This is a genomic window from Mesorhizobium sp. M0227, from assembly GCF_040321855.1.
Classification (GTDB): Bacteria; Pseudomonadota; Alphaproteobacteria; order Rhizobiales; family Rhizobiaceae; genus Mesorhizobium.
Map to the genome: position 1 here is coordinate 287170 of NZ_JAMYSJ010000002.1, position 22208 is coordinate 309377.

Genomic DNA, 22208 nt, shown 5'->3' on the forward strand with positions numbered 1-22208 from the left:
TGTGATTTTTCAAGCGCGCGGAGCCGGTCAGATGCTCTTCAGGTCGCCGGCGGCGACTACCGGTCCGGTCGGCTGTCCGGTCGGCGAACCGCCTGACGGCTCGAGGCTGACGGCAAGCACCGCGCCCTGGGCAAGCTTCTGCTGGGCCGCCGGCGAGACGACAATGTGCGCCGTAGCGCCGGCCGGAATGACGCCCATCGACACCGGCGGGTTCTTGCCCTCGATCATCCACAGCTCGAAGTCCTTGCCGGAAGCACGCTCACCGGAGACATGCGACAGGCCGATTTCGTGATGCGCGGCATCATAGACGGCGAGATATCTGACGTCGCTGCCTTCGGCGGCCAGCGAAGCGACGAGGCGCGCCTGCGGCTGCTCGACCGGGGGGTTGAGGACTGGCACGGCGATGTAAATCGCCAGTGCCGCAGCCGCGGCCGCGGCAAGGCCGCGCCAGAAGGCCAGGCTGGACCACAGGCCGCCGCGCGATTCGGCGGGCGTGGTCACGGCGGCAGCGTTGGCGAACAGGCGGCGGTCGACAGCGGTCTTCACCGAAACCGACGGCTCGACTTCCCGATAGGCGGCGGCAAGCGGTGAGAGACTGACCTCCCAACTCTCGACAAGACGAGCGAAAACCGTATCCGCATCGATGCGGCGGGAGACGATCTGGCGTTCGTCGGCATCGAGCACGCCGAGAACGTATTCGGCGGCGAGCAGGTCGTCGCCTCCACGTTCCGGTCCTGTGTCTTCTGCCAGCGTCATCTTTCCAGACATTCTCTGAGTTTCAACAGGCTGCGGCGCAGCCATGTCCGCATCGTGTTCAGCGGCACGCCATGGCGCTCCGCCAGTTCGGCATAGCTCTCGCCCTTGAGATAGGCGCCCCGGACGGCGGCTGCCCGGTCCTTCTCCAACTCATCGAGACAATGGTGGATACGTTCGGATTCGTCGCCCGCCACCGCCATCGCTTCAGGCCCCGGCGCCGGATCGGCCACGTCGAGCGCGGCATCGATGTCGGCGGCGGGCTTGCGTCGCGCTCGTATGCGATCGATCGCATGGTTGCGCGCGATTGCCACCAGCCAGGAGATCGGGCTTAGATCGGAGACCGCAAAACGATCCGCCTTCGTCCATATCTTGACGAAGACTTCCTGCAGCGCTTCTTCCGCGTCTCCCCGGTCGTTCAAGACACGAAGGCAGACGCCAAAAAGTTTCGCGCTGGTCTGCCGGTAAAGCAGATCGAACGCGGCCCGATCCTTCATCGAAGTCCGAACGATCAGCTTGGTGATGTCCTGCGGCGTCATTGCAGGCAAGTTAGGCGATTGCGATGTATTTGCAACGGCGGAAATAATCTTGTGCACGCCTAAGCTTTTGTGTGTCGCCGGCCCGGATCCGTCCACCGATTGCCAATGGAATCGCCACTGGCTAGCTTGCCCTCAGTGATGGGGGAGCGCGCATGTCGGTCGAACGGATCCTTTGGGAAGAAGATGCCACGGGCCTCGCCAATCTGGTCCGCAAGGGCGACGTTTCGGCCGTCGAGCTGACGGACACCGCGATTGCCCGCGCCGAGGCCACCCGTCCCGACATCAATGCCACGGCCGAACCGCTCTACGATGCCGCCCGGGCCCGCGCCAAGACCATCGACCGCTCGCTGCCGCTGGCCGGTGTTCCCTTCGCCATCAAGGATCTCGGCATCGCCATCAAGGGCGTGCCGACGCATGGCGGCAGCCGCATTCCGGCATGGCTGGCCGATGTCAATTCGGTGCTGACCGACCGCTATCTCGCTGCCGGGCTTATCCCGATCGTCACCTCGACATCGCCGGAGCACGGGCTTCGATTGATGACCGAATCCAGGGCCTTTGGCATCACCCGCAATCCGTGGAACACCGGCCATACCAGCGGCGGCTCTTCGGGCGGTTCGGCAGCCTTGGTCGCAGCCGGCGTCGTGCCGGTGGCGCATGCCTCCGATGGCGGCGGCTCGATCCGCGTGCCTGCCGCCTGCACCGGGCTTGTCGGCCTGAAAACGTCGCGCGGCCGCACACCGCTGACGCCGCTGGTGAGCGAAAGCTGGTACGGCATGGTCGTCGACCATGCGCTCACCCGTTCGGTGCGCGATTGCGCGCTGCTGCTCGACCTCATCCACGGCCCCGATCCTCTGTCGCCCTATGCCGCGCCGCCGCCGAAAGGCACGTTCGCGGCTGCCGCCGCGCGCGATCCCGGCAAGCTCAGCCTGGCCGTGTACCGCAAATCGCCGCTTGGCCTGCCGATCTCGGACGAGACGCTCAAGGCGCTCGACACGGCGGTGGCGCTTGCCCGCGAGGGCGGCCACACGGTCGAAGAGATCGACCTGCCCTTTATCGGCCGCGATTTCTTCGCCGATTTCTGCAGGACGGTTGCCTCCGCCGTTGCCGGCACGATGCGCGCCGAAGCGCTGCGTGTCGGGCGCTCCGTTACCGGTGACATCGAGCGGGCGACGCGCGTGCTCGCCCGCTTCGGCGAACTGGTGTCGGCGGGCGAGACCTATGCCGACCTGCAGCGGCTGCATGCCGCCTCGCGACGGCTGATTTCGGAGACTGCGCGGTATGACGCCGTGCTGATGCCGGTCATTGCCCACCCGCCGCTCGCCTGCGGCGCCATGGATCCGAAAGGCGCCGACGAACTCATCGAGAACCTGCTCGACAAGCTTCATCTGACGCCCTTGCTGAAGCTGAAGCCGTTCTTCGGCCAGCTGATGGACAAGAGCCTCTGGTTCACCCATTGGCCGGCGATCCAGAATGTCAGCGGCCAGCCGTCGATCGCGCTGCCGGTCCATGTCACTGACGCCGGCCTGCCGCTCGGCGTCCAGGCGGCCGGCCGTCCGGGCGACGAGGAGACGCTTTTGTCGCTCGCCGCGCAGATGGAGAAGATCTCGGGTTGGCTGGACCGCAGGGCGCCGCTGATGGTGCCGCCACAATGACGAGGTCGTGAAGCGCTCGAATATGACTGCAAAGCTATTTGCGGGCGACGCCAATTCCCGCTAAGACGCCGCCGTCCTTACCTGATGCATGTCGCCCAAAAGTGTCCAGCGGTTTTGCGACAACGACATGCTTAAAATAAAAAGCCGGGAACCAAGCCGATGACGGAAATAACCGCCACCGCCGAAATGCAGGCAGCCCTGTTGTCGCGGGCGCTGCCCTACATGCAGCGCTACGAGCACAAGACGGTCGTGGTGAAATATGGCGGCCATGCCATGGGCGACATCGAGCTTGGCAAGGCCTTCGCGCGCGACATCGCGCTGCTCAAGCAGTCCGGGGTCAACCCGATCGTCGTCCATGGCGGCGGCCCGCAGATCGGCGCCATGCTGGCCAAGATGGGCATTGAATCGAAGTTCGAGGGCGGCCTGCGCGTCACCGACCAGAAGACGGTCGAGATCGTCGAAATGGTGCTGGCCGGTTCGATCAACAAGGAGATCGTCGCACTGATCAACGCCGAGGGCGAATGGGCGATCGGCCTGTGCGGCAAGGACGGCAACATGGTGTTCGCCGAAAAGGCCCGCAAGACCATGATCGACCCGGACTCCAACATCGAGCGCGTGCTCGATCTCGGCTTCGTCGGCGAGCCGGTCGAGGTCGACCGCACCTTGCTCGATCTTCTGGCACGCTCCGAGATGATCCCGGTGCTGGCGCCGGTGGCGCCAGGACGCGACGGCCACACCTACAACATCAATGCCGACACCTTCGCCGGCGCCATTGCCGGCGCCTGCCAGGCGACGCGCCTGCTGTTCCTCACCGACGTGCCGGGTGTGCTCGACAAGAACAAGAAGCTGATCGACGAACTGACCGTGGCCGAGGCCAAGGCGCTGATCAAGGACGGCACGGTCTCGGGCGGCATGATCCCCAAGGTCGAGACCTGCATCGAAGCGATCGAACGCGGTGTCGAAGGCGTCGTCATCCTCAACGGCAAGACGCCGCATGCGGTGCTGCTGGAACTGTTCACCGAACATGGCGCCGGCACGCTGATCGTGCCCTGAGCGGCTCGTCAGCCGGCTAACTTTTTCGCCTCGGAATCTTCAATATTGCCGATGAGGGGAATGGCCGGCTTTCTGGCCGGGCGTCGAACGGACATCGATTCCTCCTCGGCGTCCTGCGGCGCGCCCCAGAATTCGGCCAGCGTCGGGCCGTCTTTCACCCTGATGTCGCGGACCAGAAAGCCCCAGACCTCGCGGAACCAGACGCGGCGGCCCATTTGCGTGTACCAGCGCATCGAATGCCGCTGCTCGGGATCCTTGTGGAACAGGATGCGCGCCAGCGCCTTCGGCCGCGACTGCACAGCCAGCTCGATCAGCTTGACGCTGAAGAACAGCATCCACGGCTTCAGACGCGTCATGTGAAGCACCTGGTGCTTGTAGTCCCACAGGCGCGCGTCCTGCTGGATCACCTTGCGCTCCCGCGCGATCCTGAAGAACGGTGTCCAGCGATGCGGCGTCACATACAGTGCCTGGATCTGGTCCGGGTCGTAGGCGATGAGCTGCCGGAAGCCGCGCCACAGGTCGCGAAACCCCTCATCCTCGAAGCCGGCCACCCAGGTCGCCATCGACAGGATGCCATGCAGGCGCAGCAGCCGTATCGCCTCGCGGTCGGATGAGGTGCTGCCGCCCTTGCGGATCAATTGAAGCGTCTGCTCGTCGGTGTTTTCCATGCCGAGCAGCCAGCGGATGACACCGGCCTTACGATAGAGATGCAGGATGTCGGCATCGCGCACGATGTCGTCGGCGCGGGTCGAACCGACGATCAGCACCGGCACGTTCTCGGCGATAAGGGCGTCGAGGAAGACGCGCCAGGCCTTCTTCGAGACCGTCGGATTCTCGTCGGCGAGATTGATCAGCTCGACGCCGTGCTCGCGGTGCAGCCAGGCGATCTCCTTGGCGAACTTTACGGGATCGCGATGCCGCCAGCGGGTCCAGAAGCCGCGCTGGCCGCAATAGTTGCACAGATGCGGACAGCCGCGCGAAAACTGCATGACCACGGCCCGCTTGCCGCCCCAGTAACTGTACCGCGAGTGCTCAATCAGCTCCCAGCCGACGCGGTAGGCATCGAGTTCTGCGATGGTCATGGCCGGCTGCGTGGCTACGGGACGGCTGAGATCGTCGCGATAGGCGATGCCGGCCACGCTGGCCGGTGGCTGGCGCATTTCCAGCGCCTCGACCAGCGCCACGACGGTCGCTTCGCCCTCGCCGCGCACGATGAAGTCGAACGTATCCGTTGCGGCCAGGATGTCGCGCCAATGATAGGTGGGGAAAACGCCGCCATAGATGATGATGGTCGCCGGTTCGCGCTGCTTGATCTGCTCAGCGATCAGCAAGGCGGTCGGATGCGCCGAGGTCGAGCCGGAATGGCCGATCAGGACGAAGTCGGGGTGATCGTCGAGTGCATCGCAAACGACCCTGTCGAGCGGCATCGGCCCGAATTCGGCATCGACGAGCCGCACTTCATGGCCGGCATCGATCAGCGGGCCGCCGAGCGCCAGCAGGCCGAGCGGCGGCAGGTGGTCGTCGGGCACGCGGCTGCCGATGGCGGTGTGCGGTGGATTGATCAGGACGATTTTCATTGCGGACCTCTGGGCGGTTGGTCCGCGCAAGCTGGCCGGCGATGTGGACACGCGCTTGGCCCGTTTCAGCAGTTTGCGTGCAGCTTTTGCTTAAGGGGTGAGGAAAGGAGGCATTCTCACTTCCGGAGATGCCCGAGCGGCACATGGCCCGGCCCCTTGATGTTCTGCAGCACCAACTGCGTGTGGACGTCGCGCACGCCGTCGAGCCGCATCAGCCGGTGCATGACGAAAGCGTTGAGCTCGTCGACCGACGGCACCATGACATGCAGCAGGAAATCATGGTCGCCAGTCATCGTCCAGCACGACGACACCTCGTCCATGCGCTGCACGGCGGCGATGAAGCTTTCGGGCGAGCCGTCGCTGTGGCTCACCAGGCGCACCTGGATGAACACCTCGACCATCAGCCCGACCGCGCGGCGGCTGATCACCGCGGCAAAACCCTTGATGATGCCGGCATCCTGCAGCGCCTCGAAACGCCGCGCGCACGGCGTCGTCGACAGGCCGATCTCTTGCGCCAGTTCGGAAACCGGCTTGCGCCCGTCGCGCTGCAGGACATCGAGCATCTTGATCTCGAAATCGTCGAACTGAGGCATTTTCACTCCGAGAGAGGGTTTTGTGAGTGGATGTTATCTCGAATATTCCGTTCGAGCCATCATCAAAACCGATTTCCCTCGGCAAATCCGGGTAGCCTTTCGGCACGTCTGCCATTCATGATTTGCGAGGAGAAAACCATGACGACGATGAGCGTTGCCGAATACGCCCGCGACTGCGCGGCGCAAGGATTGCGCGGTGACTATTCGGTCTGCCGTGCCGATTTCACCGTGTCGCAGGGTTACGATTACAGCGAAGAAGAGCAGGCGGTGTGGCGCACGCTGTGCGACCGCCAGACCAAGTTGACGCGCAAGCTCGCCCACCATTCCTATCTCGACGGCGTAGAAAAACTCGGCCTGCTCGACCGTATTCCCGATTTCGACGAGGTCAGCGCCAAGCTGCGCAAACTGACCGGTTGGCAGATCGTCGCGGTGCCGGGGCTCATTCCCGCGGCCCCGTTTTTCGATCTTCTCGCCGATCGCCGCTTCCCGGTCACCAACTGGCTGCGGACCAGGCAGGAGCTCGACTACATTGTCGAGCCCGACATGTTCCATGATTTCTTCGGCCACGTGCCGGCGCTGTCGCAACCGGTGTTCGCCGATTTCATGCAGATGTATGGCGAGAAGGCCGGCGACATCATCGCGCTGGGTGGCGACGAGATGATTTCCCGGCTCTACTGGTACACGGCCGAATATGGCCTGATGCAGGAGGCCGGCCAGCCGCTAAAGGCCTTTGGCGCCGGCCTGATGTCGTCGTTTACCGAGCTGCAGTTCGCGGTCGAAGGCAAGGACGCCCACCACGTGCCCTTCGACCTGGAAACGGTGATGCGCACCGGCTACGAGATCGACAAGTTCCAGCGCGCCTATTTCGTGCTGCCGTCCTTCGACGCCTTGCGCGATGCCTTCCAGACCGCCGATTTCGAGGCGATCGTCGCCCGGCGCAAGGACCAGCCGGCGCTTGACCCGGCGATGCTCTAGGCAGCACGTTGCCCTGCAGCCGTCAGGCGGTGACCACCTTGCTCAGATGGTCGCCGAGCCGGCAGGCCAGCGCGGTGATTGTCGTCGTCGGGTTGCATTGACCTGACGTGCAGAACACCGAGGAGCCGCCGACATAGAGATTGTCCATGCCGTGCATCTTGCAGTTGGCGTCGACAACACTTTTGGTGACGTCGGTGCCCATGCGCGTGCCGCCCATGTGATGATGGCCCGCCGTCTCGTCGTTGGTGGGATAGTCCTGGCCGTTGCTGATCCAATCGGCAATGCGCACGCGGCCGAGATTCTTCTCGATCAGTGTCTTGCCGAACAATCTGAGCCCTTCGAGCAGTGTGCGGCGCTCCATTTCCGATTTCTTCCAGTGTAGCTCGATGCGCGGCACGCCGGCGTGGTCGACATCGGTCTTCGACAACTCGATCTGGTTGGATGCCAGCGGCGCCTGTTCCCAGGCGACGTAGAGCTGGGCGGCGCAACGCAGCCTCTGGCTGAGCTTGGAGGACATCCACTCGGCCATGTCGGGCGCCGTGCAGGCGAGGTCGGCGATAAGGCTCTTGACGCCGGGATACGGCGTCTCGATCAGCCGGATGCCAAAATTCATGATCTGCAGCCGCTCCATGGCGGCAAGTGTCGGCGAGAAGAAGGCCTCGTTGACGGCATCGACCTCGAACGCGTTGTAGTCGGTCAGGATGGCATTGCCGCCCTCGAAGGTCGGATGCTCCATCCAGTAGCGGCCAAGCGCCGTCGCATTCGGCACGACGCCGCCGTTCGAGCGCTGGTTGGACCACAGAAGCAGCCGCGAATTCTCCAGCCCACCGGTGCAGACGATGAAATAGTCGGCGCTGAAGGAGCCGGCATCCTGCCCGTTCGACCACAGTCTGGCGCCAGTCACGCGTCTGCCGTCGCCGGCAAGTTCGGTGGCACAAGTGTTGAGCACCACCGCGATGTTCGTGGCCTTGTCGAGTTCATCGCCGAATTTCTCGGCGAAGCGCACGGCCGGGCTCTTGATCAGCTGCACCCAGCGAATGTCGTTCGAGATCGGCATATCGGGCCGGAGGGCCGGAAGGTCGAGAATGTCGCGCACTTCCGGCAGATAGGGTTCGATGTCGGTGCGGCGGATCGGCCAGCCCGTATCGGGCACCCAGGCCTTCGGCTCGAAATCCTGCTTGTCGAGGACGCGGCACCAGCCTGCCCAGTGGTTGGAACTGCCCCCCATGAACCGCAGCCGGGTTATGTCGAGATCGAAATAGAAATCCCCGACCGTGCTGCCCCGGTAGAAGTCCTGCGACTCGTCGCTGAATTCGCGCGGACCGGCCTCCATCACCACCACCGGAATGCCGGCCGCACCAAGCTTGCGCGCAATCGTCGTGCCGGCCGGGCCGGAGCCGAGGATGCAGACTTTTGGAGTGAAGTTCGCGGCGCGATACGCCTCGTAGCTGTCAAAGATCATGCCAGGTCGCTCCGCTTCAGGATCCAGCCATTGACCTCGACGATCTCGTTCGGGTCGGGCTCTGGATCGGCGGCATCGGCATCAGGCAGCTTGCGGAACAAAGACAGGGCAGGCAATGCGATCAACGCCTGCACGAGCGCGCGGCGTGACATTCTTTTGATGATGAAACTCATGGCTGGTTTCTCGTCTGGGCTTCGGCACTGCATGGGCGTTCCCAGAACGGCAATTCCCGGAACGACACATGCATCACCGTGGAAGCCAGTATCGTGCCAAGTCTGGCCGTGAAGCAGTGAAAACCCGGCTAAGCGGTACAACCGAGTGCAAACAGGGTTAGAGTTTGCTTAACGGGCCGGTTGCGGCAGATCGGATCACGCCGCCTCGGAAATGCCGGTATCGATGATCGTCAGATTGCGGCCCTGGTGCTTGGCCTGGTAGAGGCGCCGGTCGGCGGCGCGCATCAGCTCCGACACACTGGCTTCCTCGCCGCAGATGGTGCCGCCGATGCTGACCGTGAGCGGGATGGTCCGCTCGTCGACGGGCCGGAAGCGGATCAGCTCGACTTCGCGGCGAATGCGCTCGGCGACGCGCTTGGCCTCCTGCTCGGTGGCGCCGATCAGAAAGGCGCCGAACTCCTCGCCGCCGATGCGGCCGAGCACATCGCCGCTGCGCACGCCGCGCTGGATCGCGCTGGCGATCAAAAGCAGCGCGTCATCGCCGGTCAGGTGGCCAAAATTGTCATTGATGGTCTTGAAGTGGTCGGCGTCGATGATCAGCAGCGCGCCGCGATCGGACTTGCGGCGCGAACCGTCAAGCGCGGCAAAGAAACTTTCCCGGTTGAGCATGCCGGTCATGTCGTCGCGGCTCGCCTTTTCCGCCAGTCGGCGATGCGCGGCGGCGAGCTGGGCATGAGCGCGGGCGAGATCGCGATGCGCGTTTTTCAGCCTGTCGCTTTGCCAGAAAGTGCTTGCGCTGGCGGCCCACGCCAGCACCAGCGGACAGAGGGTGGAGGTCAGCCAGATCGTGCGGTTGACCGGAAATCCCATGGCCGGAACGATGATCAGGGTCAGCAGGAGAGAGGCCGCGACTGAGGCGAAAGCAACGGCGGCGGATCTCAGAATTATGCTGTTCATCGCTTGCTCCCACAAGACTGCCTCTCTGCCAGCAAGCCCTGAAGGCCACCTTTCCCAGATGCCTAAAATTTGAATCGTGAGGCGATTTACGCAACCTCAACGAGCAGAAGTTGTGGATAAAGTCGCTTTCGGAATGCGCGTTTCATGCCATAAGGAGCCTATGACCACGCTCCCTGACCCCGCCCGCTTCGCCCATGTCACCGACTGGGTCTTCGATCTCGACAACACGCTCTATCCGCATCATTCGAATCTGTTCTCGCAGATCGACGTCAAGATGACCGCCTATGTCGGCGAACTGTTGGCATTGCCGCGCGACGATGCGCGCAAGTTGCAGAAGGAACTCTACCGCGAATATGGCACGACGCTGAACGGCCTGATGACACGTCATGGCATCGACCCCGACGATTTCCTCGAGAAGGTCCACGACATCGACTATTCATGGCTGGTGCCCGATCCCGTTCTCGGCACCGCCATCCGCCAGCTTCCGGGCCGCAAGTTCATCTTCACCAATGGCGACCGCAGGCACGCCGAGCGCACCGCGCGCCAACTCGGCATCCTCGACCATTTCGACGACATCTTCGACATCGTCGCCGCCGGGCTCAATCCCAAGCCGGCGCGCCAGACCTACGAGAAGTTCGCCGAACTGCACGCCGTCACCGGCCACAATGCGGTGATGTTCGAAGACCTTGCCCGTAACCTGTCGGTGCCGAAGTCGCTCGGCATGACCACGGTGCTTATCGTGCCGCGCAATTTCGAGCCGACCTTTGCCGAGATCTGGGAGCGCGACCCGACCAACGAGGACGACGTCGATTTCGTCACCGACGATCTGGCGGGGTTTCTGACGGCGATTGTGGAGGGGGAAGGAAGAGGGGAATTGAAGAATTGAAGAATTGAAGAATGAAGGACGGTCTCTACGGATCAATTCCCCCAGTTCTTCAATTCGTCAGTTCTTCAATTCCCCACTCCCCTACTCCCCTAATTTGTAGAACCGGCTGATGATCCCCCAGGCTTCATCGGCGGTGTCGACGAAGTCGATGATGTCCTGGTCACCGGGACTGATCGTGCCTTGCTCGGCGAGGAAATCGAGATCGATCGCCCGCTTCCAGAAGGATTTGCCGAACAGGATCACCGGCACCCGCTCCATGCGCCCTGTCTGGATCAGGGTCAGCGTCTCGAAGAATTCGTCCATCGTGCCGAAGCCGCCCGGAAACACCGCGACCGCCTTGGCGCGCATGACGAAATGCATCTTGCGGATAGCGAAATAATGGAAGTTGAAGCAGAGCTCCGGCGTCACATAGATGTTCGGCGCCTGCTCGTGCGGCAGGACGATGTTGAGGCCGATCGACGGCGCGCCGACATCGTCGGCGCCGCGGTTTCCCGCTTCCATCACGCCGGGCCCGCCACCGGTCACCACGACATATTCGCGGTAATAGGAGGTAGCCGACTGCTGCGAGCAGAGGCGGGCGAATTTGCGCGCTTCCTCGTAGTATTTGCTGTTTTCCTCGAGGTTCTTCTTCTGCGTCTCGTTCTTGGCCGCCCAGGCCTCGCCGCCGGGTTCCGGCAGGCGCGCGCCGCCGAACAGGATCACCGTCGAACGGATGCCGCGTTCGGCCAGGATCATCTCCGGTTTCAGGAGTTCGAGTTGCAGCCGGACCGCGCGCAACTCGCGCCGCGTCATGAAGTCGGGATCGTTCCAGGCGAGCCGGTAGGTTTCGGCACGCGTCTGCGGCGTGTCCGGCACACTCTTCGACCGCTCCAGATCCTCGTCCGAATGCGGCAGTGGCGTCCAGCCCGCCTTTTCCATAGGTGTCATATGCTCTACCCGTCCAAATTCTTAACTTGCGCCGCCCCATGACGCAGCCGCGATTGACCCTCACCAAGGCTTCACATAAGCAGGTTCCGCAAAAGTGTCCCGCGGTTTTGTGACAAGAACCTGCTACATGCAAAGACCCAAGCATGCGAAGCATGCATGGGGTCCGCGCGACTTTCAAAACAGGTTAAGGCGCAGCCCCTTAACAGCTTGGTAATGGAGCGAATTCATGTCGAAGCCCGATCTGGCGAGCCTCGAAAAGACCATCGAGAAGGCCTTCGAGGAACGCGACGCGATTTCGACTGCGACGCGCGGCGAAACGCGCGATGCCATCCAGTCGGCGCTCGACCTGCTCGACCGCGGCGCCGTCCGCGTCGCCGAGCGGCAGGCCGACGGCAAGTGGCATGTCAACCAGTGGCTGAAGAAGGCCGTGCTGTTGTCCTTCCGGCTCAATCCGATGGAGATCATCAAGGGTGGTCCCGGCGAAGCGATGTGGTGGGACAAGGTGCCGTCGAAGTTCGATGGCTGGGGCGCTGTCGATTTCGAAAAGTCGGGCTTTCGTGCCGTGCCGGGGTCGATCGTGCGTCGCTCGGCCTATATCGCGCCGGGCGCCGTGCTGATGCCGTCCTTCGTCAATGTCGGCGCCTATGTCGATACCGGCACCATGATCGACACCTGGGTCGGGGTAGGCTCCTGTGCCCAGATCGGCAAGAACGTGCATCTTTCCGGCGGCGTCGGCATCGGCGGCGTGCTGGAGCCGATGCAGGCCGGTCCGACCATCATCGAGGACAATTGCTTCATCGGCGCGCGTTCGGAAGTGGTCGAAGGTTGCATCGTGCGCGAAGGCTCGGTGCTCGGCATGGGCGTCTTCATCGGCCAGTCGACCAAGATCGTCGACCGCGCCACCGGCGAGATCTTCTATGGCGAAGTGCCGCCGAATTCCGTCGTCGTCGCCGGAACGATGCCGGGCAAGTCCTTTCCTAACGGCGAGCCAGGTCCGAGCCTCTACTGCGCCGTCATCGTCAAGCGTGTCGACGCCAAGACCCGCTCCAAGACCTCGATCAACGAATTGCTGCGCGATTGATCTTTGCGCAAAGCGAGCGCACCTTCCGCCGGCGCGACAATCGGTCGCGCTGGTTCAACATGGAGGGGTGACATGGACTGGAAGGATCTGCTCACAAGTTTTGATGGTCGCATAAACCGTGGCAAGTTCTGGGCCGCGATTGGCGTTTTCATCGTCATTGGCATCGTTGCCTTTATTCTCGATGCGATTCTCGGTACACGCATCACCACCGCCAGTGGCGCCCAGATCGGCATCATCGGCATTCTCATCGCTCTGGCCTCGATCTATTTCGCACTCGCAGTCTACGCCAAGCGCTGGCATGATCGCGGCAAGTCGGGCTGGTGGAGCCTGATCATGCTGGTGCCGCTCATCGGCCCGATCTGGTTTCTGGTGGAATGCGGCATTCTCGAAGGCGCCAGGGGCGCCAATCAATATGGACCGGACCCGCTTGCCTGACAGATCAGATCTCACCTGGCTTTTCTTCAAAACCTCGGGCCGCGTCAGTCGCGCGGCCTATTTTCTTGGCGGGTTGCTCGTCGCCATCATCCAGGCCTTCCCGCTCTACCGCTTCACGCTGGTGCCGGAAGGTTCGGCCGAGAGCAACATGTGGTCGTTCATCTTCTTCGTCGCCTTCATCGCCTCGCTGTGGTCGAACATCGCCCTGGCGGTGAAGCGGCTGCACGATTTGGACAAGCCGGGCATTGCCGCGCTGATCCTGTTCGTGCCGGTAGTGTCGATCGTCGCCTTCCTTGTGTTGTGCCTGTTTCCGGGGCAGCCTGGACCCAACCGCTATGGCCGGCGCACCAACGAGCCGGAACAATCCTGAGGGCCGATCGGACATGCGCTACCGCACGCTTGATCCGAAGCTGATCATCGAGACCGCGGAACGGCTGGAGACGCGTGTTGCGGAGCGTTTCCCCAAGGCCGGCCTGCGCGGCGTTGCCGCCGAACTGGTCTCGCTGTCGCGCGATCTGGCACAGGGCGCCAAGGCCCTGGAAGCGCCGATCTGGTGGCTGCGCGGCCTCATCGTCGCCGCTGTCGTTGCCGGCGCATTGATGTTCATCTTCGTCGGCACCGTCCTGCCATTCGACCGCATTTCCAAACCCGGTGATGCCGTCCAGTCGGTGCAAGGCATCGAAGCTTCGCTCAACATGTTCATCCTCGCCATTGTCGGATTTCTCGCCTTGATCCGCTCCGAGGAGCGCATCAAGCGCAAGCAGGTCTTTCGCCAGCTGCATGGCCTGCGCTCGCTGATCCACGTCATCGACATGCATCAGCTGACCAAGGATCCGGCGGCGCTGTCGGCCGATTTCAAGCCGACGTCGCATTCGCCCGCCCGCATCACCAATGCCGCCGACCTGGCCCGTTACCTCGATTATTGCTCTGAAATGCTGTCGATCACGGGCAAGATCGCCGCATTGTTCGCACAGTCGGTCAATGACGACGTGGTCATCGACGGCGTCAACGACATCGAGAACCTGGCGTCAAACCTGTCGCGGAAAATCTGGCAGAAGATCACGTTGATCGACGGCCGGCCGGTGCAACAACCTGCTCCGGCGCCAGGCCCGGCGAGCCAAGCCGCTCCGCTTCCGCCGCGCGCACCAAAGCGGTGATCCGCTGAACCGTCGGCACGGGCGTGCCGGCCTTCCCCGCCAGCTGCAAGATGGCGCCTTGCAAGTCGTCGATCTCCGTCGGCCGGCCGCGCTGAAGATCGTCCCACATCGACGAGCGCGCCTGCGCGTCGATCGCCAGCATGCGCCGCGCCAGCAGCTTGAACAGCCAGTCCGGCAGCCTGAGCACCTTCGGCAGCAGCGCCGGCCGCAGGCCGGCGATCCGCGCCGGCTCGATGCCGGACGCTCTCATCGCTCTCAGTGCCTCGTCGATCTGGCTGGCCAGGATCAGCCGCCAGCGTCGATCGGCCAGTTCGGTTGCGAGCGGCAGACCGGAAAGCGCCACCAGTGCGTTGTTCAAATTCATCAGCAGCTTGCCCCACAGCACAGCCTTCATGTCGCCACGGGTTTCGACCGCAAACCCTTCGACTCCAAGCAGGTCGGCCAAGCCGGCGTCGCCATCCTCGACCATTACCGTGCCGTCGCTGGCGCGGTGAACGCGCAGCGGCAGTTCGCTGTCCGGCGACTGCACCACATTGAACGGCACCATGCCGGCCAGCACCGTACGTCCGGCAAGTTCAGCGCGCAGCCTGTCGGCATTGCCGACACCGTTCTGCAGGCTGATCACCACGGCATCGGGGCGGGCATGGGCCTTGATGAGGTCCGCCATATCCTGGGTGGCGCCGCTCTTGACCGTGACCAGGATCACGTCCGCCGGCGGCAGGGCGACGGCCGGATCGGCGGTGACGACAAGCGCCTCGGGCTTGATCGAGCGATCGGGGCCCTGGAGGTCGCTGACCCGCAATCCACCCTGCCGCAACGCTGCCTCGATGCGAGGCCGAGCCAGCAGAATGACCTCTCGGTTGGCCAGCGCCAGGCAGCCGCCGGCATAGCAGCCGATGCTGCCGGCACCGGCTATGACGATCCGTTTGTGCTTGTCTGCCATCCTGCCGCCCGCGCCGGGTCGCAACTATAAGACATGAAAACCATAATATCGGCGGTATCGCCAGCCATGACGCTGGCCCCTATGTCTGGCCGTGACAGGCCCTGCGCTTTCGACTATCGCTTTTGCCATGACGCTGCCGACCGATCCCGCCGAAAACCTCGCCGCCCTTATCCGTTGCGCTTCGGTGACGCCCGCTGAGGGCGGCGCGCTGACCGCGCTGGAGACGATGCTCAAACCGCTCGGCTTCCTGGTCGATCGGCCGGTGTTTTCCGAAGACGGCACGCCCGATATCGAAAACCTCTATGCAAGGCGCTCCGGCAATGGCCCGCATCTGATGTTCGCCGGACACACCGACGTGGTGCCTGTCGGCGACGAAGCCGCCTGGACGCATCCGCCTTTCGCCGCCGAGATCGCCAATGGCGAGATGTATGGCCGCGGCGCCGTCGACATGAAGGGCGGCATTGCCTGTTTCATCGCCGCCGTGGCGCGCCATGTCGAGGCCAATGGCGGTCCGAAAGGGTCGGTCTCGCTGCTGATCACCGGCGACGAGGAAGGCCCCGCGATCAACGGCACGGTGAAGCTGCTCGAATGGGCGGCTTCGCGGGGCGAGAAATGGGATGCCTCTGTCGTCGGCGAGCCGACCAATCCGGACGCTCTCGGCGACATGATCAAGATCGGCCGCCGCGGCTCGATGTCCGGCGCCGTCACCGTCAATGGCCGCCAGGGCCATGTCGCCTATCCCCTGCTTGCCGACAATCCGGTGCGCGGGCTGATGAGCCTGGTCGACGCCTTGCTGCATCCGGTTTTCGACAAGGGAACCAGGGATTTCCAGCCGACCAATCTGGAGATCACCTCCATCGATGTAGGCAACCCCGCCACCAATGTCATTGCGGCCAAAGCGACCGCGACCTTCAACATCCGCTTCAACGACACCTGGACGGACGAGACCCTGCAGGCCGAGATCCACAACCGGCTCGACCAGGCGGCCAGGCGCAAGAAGTACCGGCAGGGCAAGAAGACGCCGGTCGACTACGAGCTCGTCTGGCGCGACCGGCCTAGCCATGTCTTTCTGACGCGCGACGACAGGCTTATCGAAACGCTGCGCGGCTCGATCAAGTCGGCGGTCGGCAAGGAGCCGACGCTGTCCACCTCCGGTGGAACGTCCGACGCGCGTTTCATCAAGGACTATTGTCCGGTGGTCGAGTTCGGGCTGGTCGGCAAGACAATGCACATGGTCGACGAGCGCGTCGCCATTGCCGATCTCGAAACGCTGACGCAAATTTACCAGCGCTTCATAGAAGACTGGTTCGGACAGGGCTGAACGGCATGCTTTCGGCGGACGAAACCCAAGCTTCGCTGACGGGCGCCTGGCGATTGATGCTCGGCAAGGTCGACGGCCTGCGCCTGCTCGACCTATCGGCCGACGGCTTCTGGAATTCCTTCTTCGCCATTGTCGTTGCAGCACCGGCGCTGATCGTCGGCTGGGTCGGCATCGCCAACGAAATCGGCGATCCCGACGCCTTCGCGGGGCGCTTCAGCATGCTGGTGCGCCTGGCGACGGTCGACATCGGCTCCTGGGTGCTGCCGCTGGTTGCGCTCGCTTTGATCGCGCCGCGCGCCGGCATCGGCGGCCGCTTCGTCCACTACGTCGTCGCCAGCAACTGGGCTTCGGCCATCACCGCCTGGCTGATGCTGCCCTCGGCGCTGATCCGGCTTTTCCTGTCGTCCGCAAGCCAGGCTGCGAGCCTTGTGTCGCTGTTCCTGTTTGCCCTGTCGATGGTGCTGACCTGGCGCATGACCAACGCCACGATCGGCAGGGGCGCATCGGTCGGCACCGCCGTTTTCGTCGGCATGTTCATCGCCTCGCTGCTGGTGCTGTTCGGCCTGCAGACGCTGCTCGGCATCACCGTGCCGGACGATGTCGGAGTTCAGAGCCTGTCCGGGCTCGTCTCGACTGGATAATCGACACCGGTGAGAAACAGCCCGTCGGGCGGCGCCACCTGGCCGCAGGCGGCGCGGTCGTGCGCCTCGAGCGCCGTTTTCAGGTCGGCCGCGCTCCAGCCGCCGTCGCCGACGCGCTTCAGTGAGCCGACCATCGAACGCACCTGGTTGTGCAGGAACGAGCGCGCCGAAGCCCTGACCTCGACTATGTCGCCCTGTCGGCTCACATCGAGCCGTTCCAGCGTCCTGATCGGGCTGTTGGCCTGGCACTGGGTCGAGCGGAAGGTGGTGAAGTCATGCCGTCCGAGCAGGACTTTCGCCGCTTCGTGCATGGCGCCGGCGTCGAGCCGCTTCGGCACCCACCACACCTTGCCCTTGTCGAGCGCGGCCGGGGCACGGCGGTTTAGGATGCGGTAGAGATAGTGGCGGCCGATGGCCGAGAAGCGGGCGTCGAAGCTGTCGGAAACGACCGTCGCTTTCAAGATGGCGATGCGCGCCCCGGCCGCCTGCAGATGGGCGTTGACGGCATCGCGCACCTTGTCGCCCGGCCACGCCTTGACGAGATCGACATGCGCCACCTGCGCTGTCGCATGCACGCCGGCATCGGTGCGGCCGGCGGCGCGCAGCCTGATCGCTTCGCCGCAGAATTTTTCGATCGCCCGCTCGATCGCCTGTTGCACCGAAGGCTGATCCGCCTGGTGCTGCCAGCCGGCAAACAGGCTGCCATCATATTCGATGTCGAGGCGAAAACGCGGCATTTGCGACTAGAGCTCTCGCCTCGGGCAATTCCAGGAAAAGTGTGAAACGGTTTTCCGTTCGGAATTGCGTTCAAACAAAGAGGTAGAGCAGTTCGCCGTTTCCATGAAACGGTGGACTGTTCTAGGCGGCGAGAGCGGTGAAGGCGGAGGCGTATACCAGCCTGCCGGCGTCAGGCGCGTCGCCCCAAGCCAGCGCCTGCAGCGCTTCGCCCTGGTATTCGCTCTCGAAGTTCTCGGCACGCGTGTGGCTATATCCGAAACGCCCGTAATAGGTGGGGTCGCCGAGCACCACGGCCAGCGTTTCGCCGGCATCCCTGAGGCGGATATGCGCCTCGCGGATCAGCGCGCCGCCGATGCCGCTGCCATGGAACGAGGGCTCCACCGCCAGCGGCGCGAGCGCCACGGCGGCGAAGGTCTTGCCGCCATTCTGGACGAACAGCCGCGAAAACAGGATGTGGCCGACCACCTGGCCGTCCTCTTCCGCCACCAGTTCGGCAACAGCGTTGCCGCCAGTCACCAGCGCGTCGACCAGACCGGCCTCCGCCTGCTGGCCGAAAGCGTGTTCCTCGACGAGGCGGATGGCCTCGCGATCCCGCGGCGTTGCCGCGCGTATCGACATCATGCTCATGAGAATTTCAGTCCTTTTTCGATCTTGGCCCCGCGCAGGAATTCCGACGCGGCAGCGGGCTTTCCGCCCGCCCGTTGAACTTCGACCAGCCTGATCGCGCCTGCCCCGCAGGCGACCGTCAGCCGGTCATCGAGAATTCCTCCCGACTCGCCCAACTCTTCCCAAAGCGACAGGCCTTGCGACAGCGTCGAGCGAAGCAGTTTCAGCCGCTCCCGGCGGCCGCCAATTCCTATCTCCGACCAGGCGCCGGGAAAGGGCGACAGGCCGCGAATATGATTGTGGACCTCACTTGCTGAGCGAGTCCAGTCCACGCGAGTCTCGGATTTATCGATTTTCTTGGCGTAGGTCACCCCCTCCACAGCTTGTGTGGTGAATGTCAGGGTGTTCCCTTCCAACCGCGCCAGCGCTTCCACCATCAAGGCAGCACCGACGCTCATCAACCGATCATGCAAATCGCCGGCTGTCATATCGGGTTCGATGGCGCATTTTTCAATCAGCCCGACCGGGCCGGTGTCCAGCCCCTCTTCCATGCGCATCACCATCATGCCGCTTTCCAGGTCGCCGGCCATGATGGCGCGCTGGATAGGCGCGGCACCGCGCCAGCGCGGCAGAAGCGAGGCATGGCCGTTGATGCAGCCGAGCCGGGTCGCCTCCAAAACCGCCTTCGGCAGCAGCAAGCCATAGGCGACGACCACAGCGACGTCGGCCCGCAAGGCACGGAAGGCGGTCTGCTCGGCCTCGCCTTTGAGCGAAACCGGCGCTCGCACCTCGATGCCCAGTCGCTCCGCCTCGCGCTGCACCGGCGACGGTGTCAGCTCCAGCCCGCGCCGTCCGGCAGCGCGCGGCGGCTGGGTATAGACGACTGATATCTCATGGCCAGCCTCGGCGATCGCGCGCAAAGTCGGCACCGAAAACTCCGGCGTGCCCATGAAGATGACGCGAAGGGGCATTTTTCTTCCGAGACCTTCTCTCTACCTGCGCCGGGAAGTCAGCTCAGGCTTCAAACGGGTTTACCAGCTTCAGGTCAAGTCCGTCGAAGTCTCGAACGTTGCGGGTGGCAAGCGTGGCGTCGTGCACCTGGCAGATCGCAGCTATCATCGCGTCCTTGGTTTCGACAGGTCTGCCAGCGAGTCGTCTTGCCGCGGCAATGCGGCCATAGTGTTCTGCGGGCAGATCCCCAAAAACCAGGATCCGACCCGAAAATTCGCCCCGGATCCTCGAAATGCTTTGGAGAAGACCATCCCGCCGGATGGCCTCCTGAACGAGGTAGGCTCCGAAATAGAGCTCTGCAAAAACAATGGTGGAGAGGAAAAGGGTCGCAGGCTCTTGGCCATTCAACCAGTTGAGAACGTTTTTGCTCCGTTGCCGCGATAGCACGTCCGATATGACGTTGGTGTCCAGTATAATCATTTCGGTCAACGGAAATCAGGCGGCCCACGATCGGCCTCACTTCGCGACCTCGCTATTTCCTGAATCTCGTCGCTTGTGAAACGATCATCGCCGACGAGCGAATAGAGGCGATCGCCGACTTTTTCGGCGCCAGCAAATTGTGTTGCAAAACCCTTCTGTATCAAGACGACCGCTTCCTCCGAAAGGCTGCGCCTGTTCAGCCGCGCACTTTCCTCGAGACGCCGTTTCAATTCCGGATTGATCCCACGGATCAGCATGTCACCCATAGACACCTCCTACGTGATATCACTGATATCACAGCAAGTCGGTATTTTCAATCGAAGGTTCGTGAAGCTGAACCGCCGAGGCTGATCGGAGGGGCCGTGCTCCGACAGAGCATGCCCTATCCCACCAGCTTGCCCGGCGCTTTGTCCTTGGCGAGCTTCTTGAATTTCTTCACCACCATGTCGCGCTTCAGCTTCGAGATGTGGTCGATGAACAGGACGCCATTGAGGTGGTCGATCTCATGCTGCAGGCAGGTGGCCATCAGGCCCTCGGCCTCCATCTCCTGCAGCTTGCCGTCGCGGTCGAGATACTTGACCCGTACGGCGGCCGGGCGTTCGACCTCGGCGTAATAATCCGGGATCGACAGGCAGCCTTCCTCGTAGACGGAGCGCGCATCGGCGCTCTCCAGGATTTCCGGATTGATGAAGACATGCGGCGCCGGCGTCTCGTCTTCCTTGGCGAGATCGATCACCAGCAAGCGCAGCGGCTCGCCGATCTGGATTGCCGCCAGACCGATGCCCGGTGCGTCATACATGGTCGCCAGCATGTCGTCGGCTAATTTGCGCAGGGGCGCGTCGACACGCTCCACCGGTTGGGAAACCTGGCGCAGGATGGGGTCGGGAAGGATGATGAGCGGCTTGATCGGCATGGCGTTCCACGTAAGACCTCCAGCGAAAAGCGTCAACCGGTTGGCATGAGGCTCGTTCACGTTTTGATCTGTGCTATCGCGGCGAATCGTCTATGCTGTCCACATGAATGATTTGAGCACCATCCTTTCGGAGCCTGTCGCCCGGCTTGGCGCCACAACCATCACGCTCGGCCATGCGCTGGCCTTCGGCGCTTTGCTGTTTCTGGCCCTGTTCGTGGCGCTAGTCGTTGCGCTGTGGCGGTCGGCGAAGGCGCGCGCCGTGGCGGCTGCGGAAGCCGCCGATCATGCCCGCGATGCCGAGGCGCGGATGGCCGGAATTCTGCAAAGCCAGGCCGAAATGCAGGGTCGCATGGGCGCCATTGCGGAAGTGTTCGGCGCACGGCAGGCGGAGCTGACGCAATCGATCGGCCAGCGCCTGGACGCCATGACCGGCCGGCTCGGCCAGACCATGACCGAGCAGACGAAATCCACGCATGAGAGCCTGGCCAAGTTGCAGGAGCGGCTGGCTATCATCGATGTCGCGCAGGGCAACATCCAATCGCTCGCCGGCCAGGTCGTGCAGCTGCAGGCGATCCTCTCCAACAAGCAGACGCGCGGTGCTTTCGGCCAGTCGCGCATGGAGGCGATCGTTGCCGACGGCCTGCCGCATGGCGCCTATGAATTCCAGGCGACGCTGTCGAACGGCAGCCGTCCCGACTGCCTGGTGAAGATGCCGAACGGCGCGCCGTCGCTGGCCATCGACGCCAAGTTTCCGCTCGAGGCCTGGAATGCCATCCGCGCCGCCGACGGCGCCGACCTGCAGAAGGCCGCCTCGCAGGCCTTCCGCCGCGACATCGAGATCCATGTCCGCGATATCTCGGAAAAATACCTGATCCAGGGCGAGACGCAGGACACGGCCTTCATGTTCGTGCCGTCGGAATCGGTGTTCGCCGAGATCCACGAGAATTTCGAGGCGATCGTCCATAAGGCGCACCGTGCCCGAATCGTCATCGTCTCGCCGTCGCTGCTGATGCTGTCGATCCAGGTCATCCAGGCGATCCTCAAGGATGCCCGCATGCGCGAACAGGCGCATCTGATCCAGGGCGAGGTCATTCGGCTGATGGAGGATGTCGCGCGTGTCGATGAGCGGGTGCGCAAGCTGCAGGTCCATTTCGGCCAGTCGGCCAAGGACATCGACGACATCCTGGTTTCGACGTCGAAGGTCACCAAGCGCGGCCAGAAGATCGAAGCGCTGGAGTTCGGCGCGCAGCCCGACGGCGATGCCGCCGCGGACGCAGCGTCACGGGCTCCCGCCGCGAAAGTCGATACTGGCGCGCGCGTTGCCGATTCGAAAACCGGGCAGCTCAGGCTGAGGGTCGTCGAAGGCGACGACTGAGCAGCAGCGCCGGATCCGCC

The 22208-nt window shown here is 63.5% G+C and carries 26 protein-coding genes; 11 read left to right on the plus strand and 15 right to left on the minus strand.

Annotated features, from left to right (window positions below):
• Window positions 1–27: 27 nt before the first annotated feature.
• Together NKJ00_RS04945 and NKJ00_RS04950 are read right to left on the minus strand one after the other, a co-directional pair.
• Window positions 28–756, minus strand: coding sequence for an anti-sigma factor (locus NKJ00_RS04945; protein WP_023810778.1), 729 nt, complete (start codon window positions 754–756; stop codon window positions 28–30).
• Window positions 753–1292, minus strand: a complete 540-nt coding sequence (locus NKJ00_RS04950; RefSeq protein ID WP_013528490.1) for a sigma-70 family RNA polymerase sigma factor — start codon at window positions 1290–1292, stop codon at window positions 753–755. Before NKJ00_RS04950 ends, NKJ00_RS04945 begins: the two co-directional genes overlap by 4 nt.
• Before the next feature lie 152 nt (window positions 1293–1444).
• Here NKJ00_RS04950 and NKJ00_RS04955 point away from each other — a divergent pair, with 152 nt between their 5' ends.
• Together NKJ00_RS04955 and argB are read left to right on the plus strand one after the other, a co-directional pair.
• Window positions 1445–2944, plus strand: coding sequence for an amidase (locus NKJ00_RS04955; RefSeq protein WP_352629006.1), 1500 nt, complete (start codon window positions 1445–1447; stop codon window positions 2942–2944).
• Between the two features lie 159 nt (window positions 2945–3103).
• Window positions 3104–3997 carry an acetylglutamate kinase gene (gene argB / locus NKJ00_RS04960; protein WP_013528489.1) on the plus strand — a complete coding sequence of 298 codons (894 nt, stop codon included), beginning with the start codon at window positions 3104–3106 and terminating at the stop codon, window positions 3995–3997.
• An 8-nt stretch (window positions 3998–4005) separates the two neighbouring features.
• On the opposite strand, the gene bchE is transcribed toward argB, so the two are convergent.
• Window positions 4006–5574 (minus strand): magnesium-protoporphyrin IX monomethyl ester anaerobic oxidative cyclase, encoded by a 1569-nt coding sequence (bchE, locus tag NKJ00_RS04965; RefSeq protein WP_352610953.1) that lies wholly within the window; start codon window positions 5572–5574, stop codon window positions 4006–4008.
• A 116-nt stretch (window positions 5575–5690) separates the two neighbouring features.
• On the minus strand, window positions 5691–6167 hold the full coding sequence (locus tag NKJ00_RS04970; RefSeq protein ID WP_128304179.1) for an Lrp/AsnC family transcriptional regulator: 477 nt from the start codon (window positions 6165–6167) through the stop codon (window positions 5691–5693).
• 138 nt (window positions 6168–6305) lie between these two features.
• Here NKJ00_RS04970 and phhA point away from each other — a divergent pair, with 138 nt between their 5' ends.
• On the plus strand, window positions 6306–7142 hold the full coding sequence (phhA, locus tag NKJ00_RS04975) for a phenylalanine 4-monooxygenase (protein WP_352610955.1): 837 nt from the start codon (window positions 6306–6308) through the stop codon (window positions 7140–7142).
• Window positions 7143–7164: 22 nt separating this feature from the next.
• Here phhA and NKJ00_RS04980 read toward each other — a convergent pair whose 3' ends face one another.
• The 3 genes from NKJ00_RS04980 to NKJ00_RS04990 form a co-directional block, all read right to left on the minus strand.
• A complete protein-coding gene (locus tag NKJ00_RS04980) occupies window positions 7165–8604 on the minus strand; it encodes a GMC oxidoreductase (RefSeq protein ID WP_352610956.1) in 1440 nt (479 codons plus the stop codon).
• Window positions 8601–8777: a hypothetical protein gene (locus tag NKJ00_RS04985; RefSeq protein WP_023810772.1), complete on the minus strand. Its 177-nt coding sequence runs from the start codon at window positions 8775–8777 to the stop codon at window positions 8601–8603. Before NKJ00_RS04985 ends, NKJ00_RS04980 begins: the two co-directional genes overlap by 4 nt.
• A 195-nt stretch (window positions 8778–8972) precedes the next feature.
• Entirely contained in the window at window positions 8973–9734 is a 762-nt protein-coding gene (locus NKJ00_RS04990) for a GGDEF domain-containing protein (protein ID WP_023810771.1), read from the minus strand.
• A gap of 160 nt (window positions 9735–9894) precedes the next feature.
• Between NKJ00_RS04990 and NKJ00_RS04995 the strand changes: the two genes are divergently transcribed.
• Window positions 9895–10620, plus strand: a complete 726-nt coding sequence (locus NKJ00_RS04995) for a pyrimidine 5'-nucleotidase (protein WP_127272323.1) — start codon at window positions 9895–9897, stop codon at window positions 10618–10620.
• 81 nt (window positions 10621–10701) lie between these two features.
• Here NKJ00_RS04995 and NKJ00_RS05000 read toward each other — a convergent pair whose 3' ends face one another.
• The gene (locus tag NKJ00_RS05000; RefSeq protein ID WP_013528481.1) at window positions 10702–11547 is read right to left on the minus strand and encodes an LOG family protein; all 846 of its coding nucleotides are present in this window, start codon (window positions 11545–11547) and stop codon (window positions 10702–10704) included.
• Window positions 11548–11773: 226 nt separating this feature from the next.
• Here NKJ00_RS05000 and dapD point away from each other — a divergent pair, with 226 nt between their 5' ends.
• From dapD to NKJ00_RS05020, 4 genes are all read left to right on the plus strand, one after another.
• Entirely contained in the window at window positions 11774–12628 is an 855-nt protein-coding gene (dapD, locus tag NKJ00_RS05005; RefSeq protein ID WP_023810768.1) for a 2,3,4,5-tetrahydropyridine-2,6-dicarboxylate N-succinyltransferase, read from the plus strand.
• Between the two features lie 72 nt (window positions 12629–12700).
• The gene (locus NKJ00_RS05010) at window positions 12701–13063 is read left to right on the plus strand and encodes a DUF805 domain-containing protein (protein WP_128304182.1); all 363 of its coding nucleotides are present in this window, start codon (window positions 12701–12703) and stop codon (window positions 13061–13063) included.
• On the plus strand, window positions 13056–13433 hold the full coding sequence (locus NKJ00_RS05015) for a DUF805 domain-containing protein (protein WP_023810766.1): 378 nt from the start codon (window positions 13056–13058) through the stop codon (window positions 13431–13433). Before NKJ00_RS05010 ends, NKJ00_RS05015 begins: the two co-directional genes overlap by 8 nt.
• 13 nt (window positions 13434–13446) lie before the next feature.
• Window positions 13447–14220, plus strand: a complete 774-nt coding sequence (locus tag NKJ00_RS05020) for a hypothetical protein (RefSeq protein WP_352553150.1) — start codon at window positions 13447–13449, stop codon at window positions 14218–14220.
• Here NKJ00_RS05020 and NKJ00_RS05025 read toward each other — a convergent pair.
• Window positions 14123–15163 carry a 2-dehydropantoate 2-reductase gene (locus NKJ00_RS05025; protein WP_352440609.1) on the minus strand — a complete coding sequence of 347 codons (1041 nt, stop codon included), beginning with the start codon at window positions 15161–15163 and terminating at the stop codon, window positions 14123–14125. The genes NKJ00_RS05020 and NKJ00_RS05025 overlap by 98 nt on opposite strands.
• A 127-nt stretch (window positions 15164–15290) precedes the next feature.
• On the opposite strand from NKJ00_RS05025, the gene dapE reads away from it, so the two are divergent.
• A complete protein-coding gene (gene dapE / locus NKJ00_RS05030) occupies window positions 15291–16484 on the plus strand; it encodes a succinyl-diaminopimelate desuccinylase (RefSeq protein ID WP_352440610.1) in 1194 nt (397 codons plus the stop codon).
• Window positions 16485–16489: 5 nt separating this feature from the next.
• Window positions 16490–17125, plus strand: coding sequence for a transporter (locus NKJ00_RS05035; RefSeq protein ID WP_352440611.1), 636 nt, complete (start codon window positions 16490–16492; stop codon window positions 17123–17125).
• Here the strand turns inward: NKJ00_RS05035 and truA are convergent.
• From truA to def, 6 genes are all read right to left on the minus strand, one after another.
• Window positions 17092–17862, minus strand: coding sequence for a tRNA pseudouridine(38-40) synthase TruA (gene truA, locus NKJ00_RS05040; RefSeq protein WP_023810761.1), 771 nt, complete (start codon window positions 17860–17862; stop codon window positions 17092–17094). The two genes, NKJ00_RS05035 and truA, sit on opposite strands and share 34 nt — an antisense overlap.
• A 121-nt stretch (window positions 17863–17983) precedes the next feature.
• Complete coding sequence (locus tag NKJ00_RS05045; protein WP_023810760.1) at window positions 17984–18490, minus strand: GNAT family N-acetyltransferase; 507 nt, start codon at window positions 18488–18490, stop codon at window positions 17984–17986.
• Window positions 18487–19440, minus strand: a complete 954-nt coding sequence (gene fmt / locus NKJ00_RS05050) for a methionyl-tRNA formyltransferase (protein WP_023810759.1) — start codon at window positions 19438–19440, stop codon at window positions 18487–18489. The genes NKJ00_RS05045 and fmt overlap by 4 nt, the downstream gene beginning before the upstream one ends.
• 43 nt (window positions 19441–19483) lie before the next feature.
• Complete coding sequence (locus NKJ00_RS05055) at window positions 19484–19900, minus strand: type II toxin-antitoxin system VapC family toxin (RefSeq protein WP_023810758.1); 417 nt, start codon at window positions 19898–19900, stop codon at window positions 19484–19486.
• A gap of 5 nt (window positions 19901–19905) precedes the next feature.
• Window positions 19906–20166, minus strand: coding sequence for a hypothetical protein (locus NKJ00_RS05060; protein ID WP_023810757.1), 261 nt, complete (start codon window positions 20164–20166; stop codon window positions 19906–19908).
• A gap of 116 nt (window positions 20167–20282) precedes the next feature.
• Window positions 20283–20813 (minus strand): peptide deformylase, encoded by a 531-nt coding sequence (def, locus tag NKJ00_RS05065; protein ID WP_023810756.1) that lies wholly within the window; start codon window positions 20811–20813, stop codon window positions 20283–20285.
• Window positions 20814–20916: 103 nt separating this feature from the next.
• Between def and NKJ00_RS05070 the strand changes: the two genes are divergently transcribed.
• The gene (locus tag NKJ00_RS05070) at window positions 20917–22188 is read left to right on the plus strand and encodes a DNA recombination protein RmuC (RefSeq protein ID WP_128304190.1); all 1272 of its coding nucleotides are present in this window, start codon (window positions 20917–20919) and stop codon (window positions 22186–22188) included.
• Window positions 22189–22208: the final 20 nt, after the last annotated feature.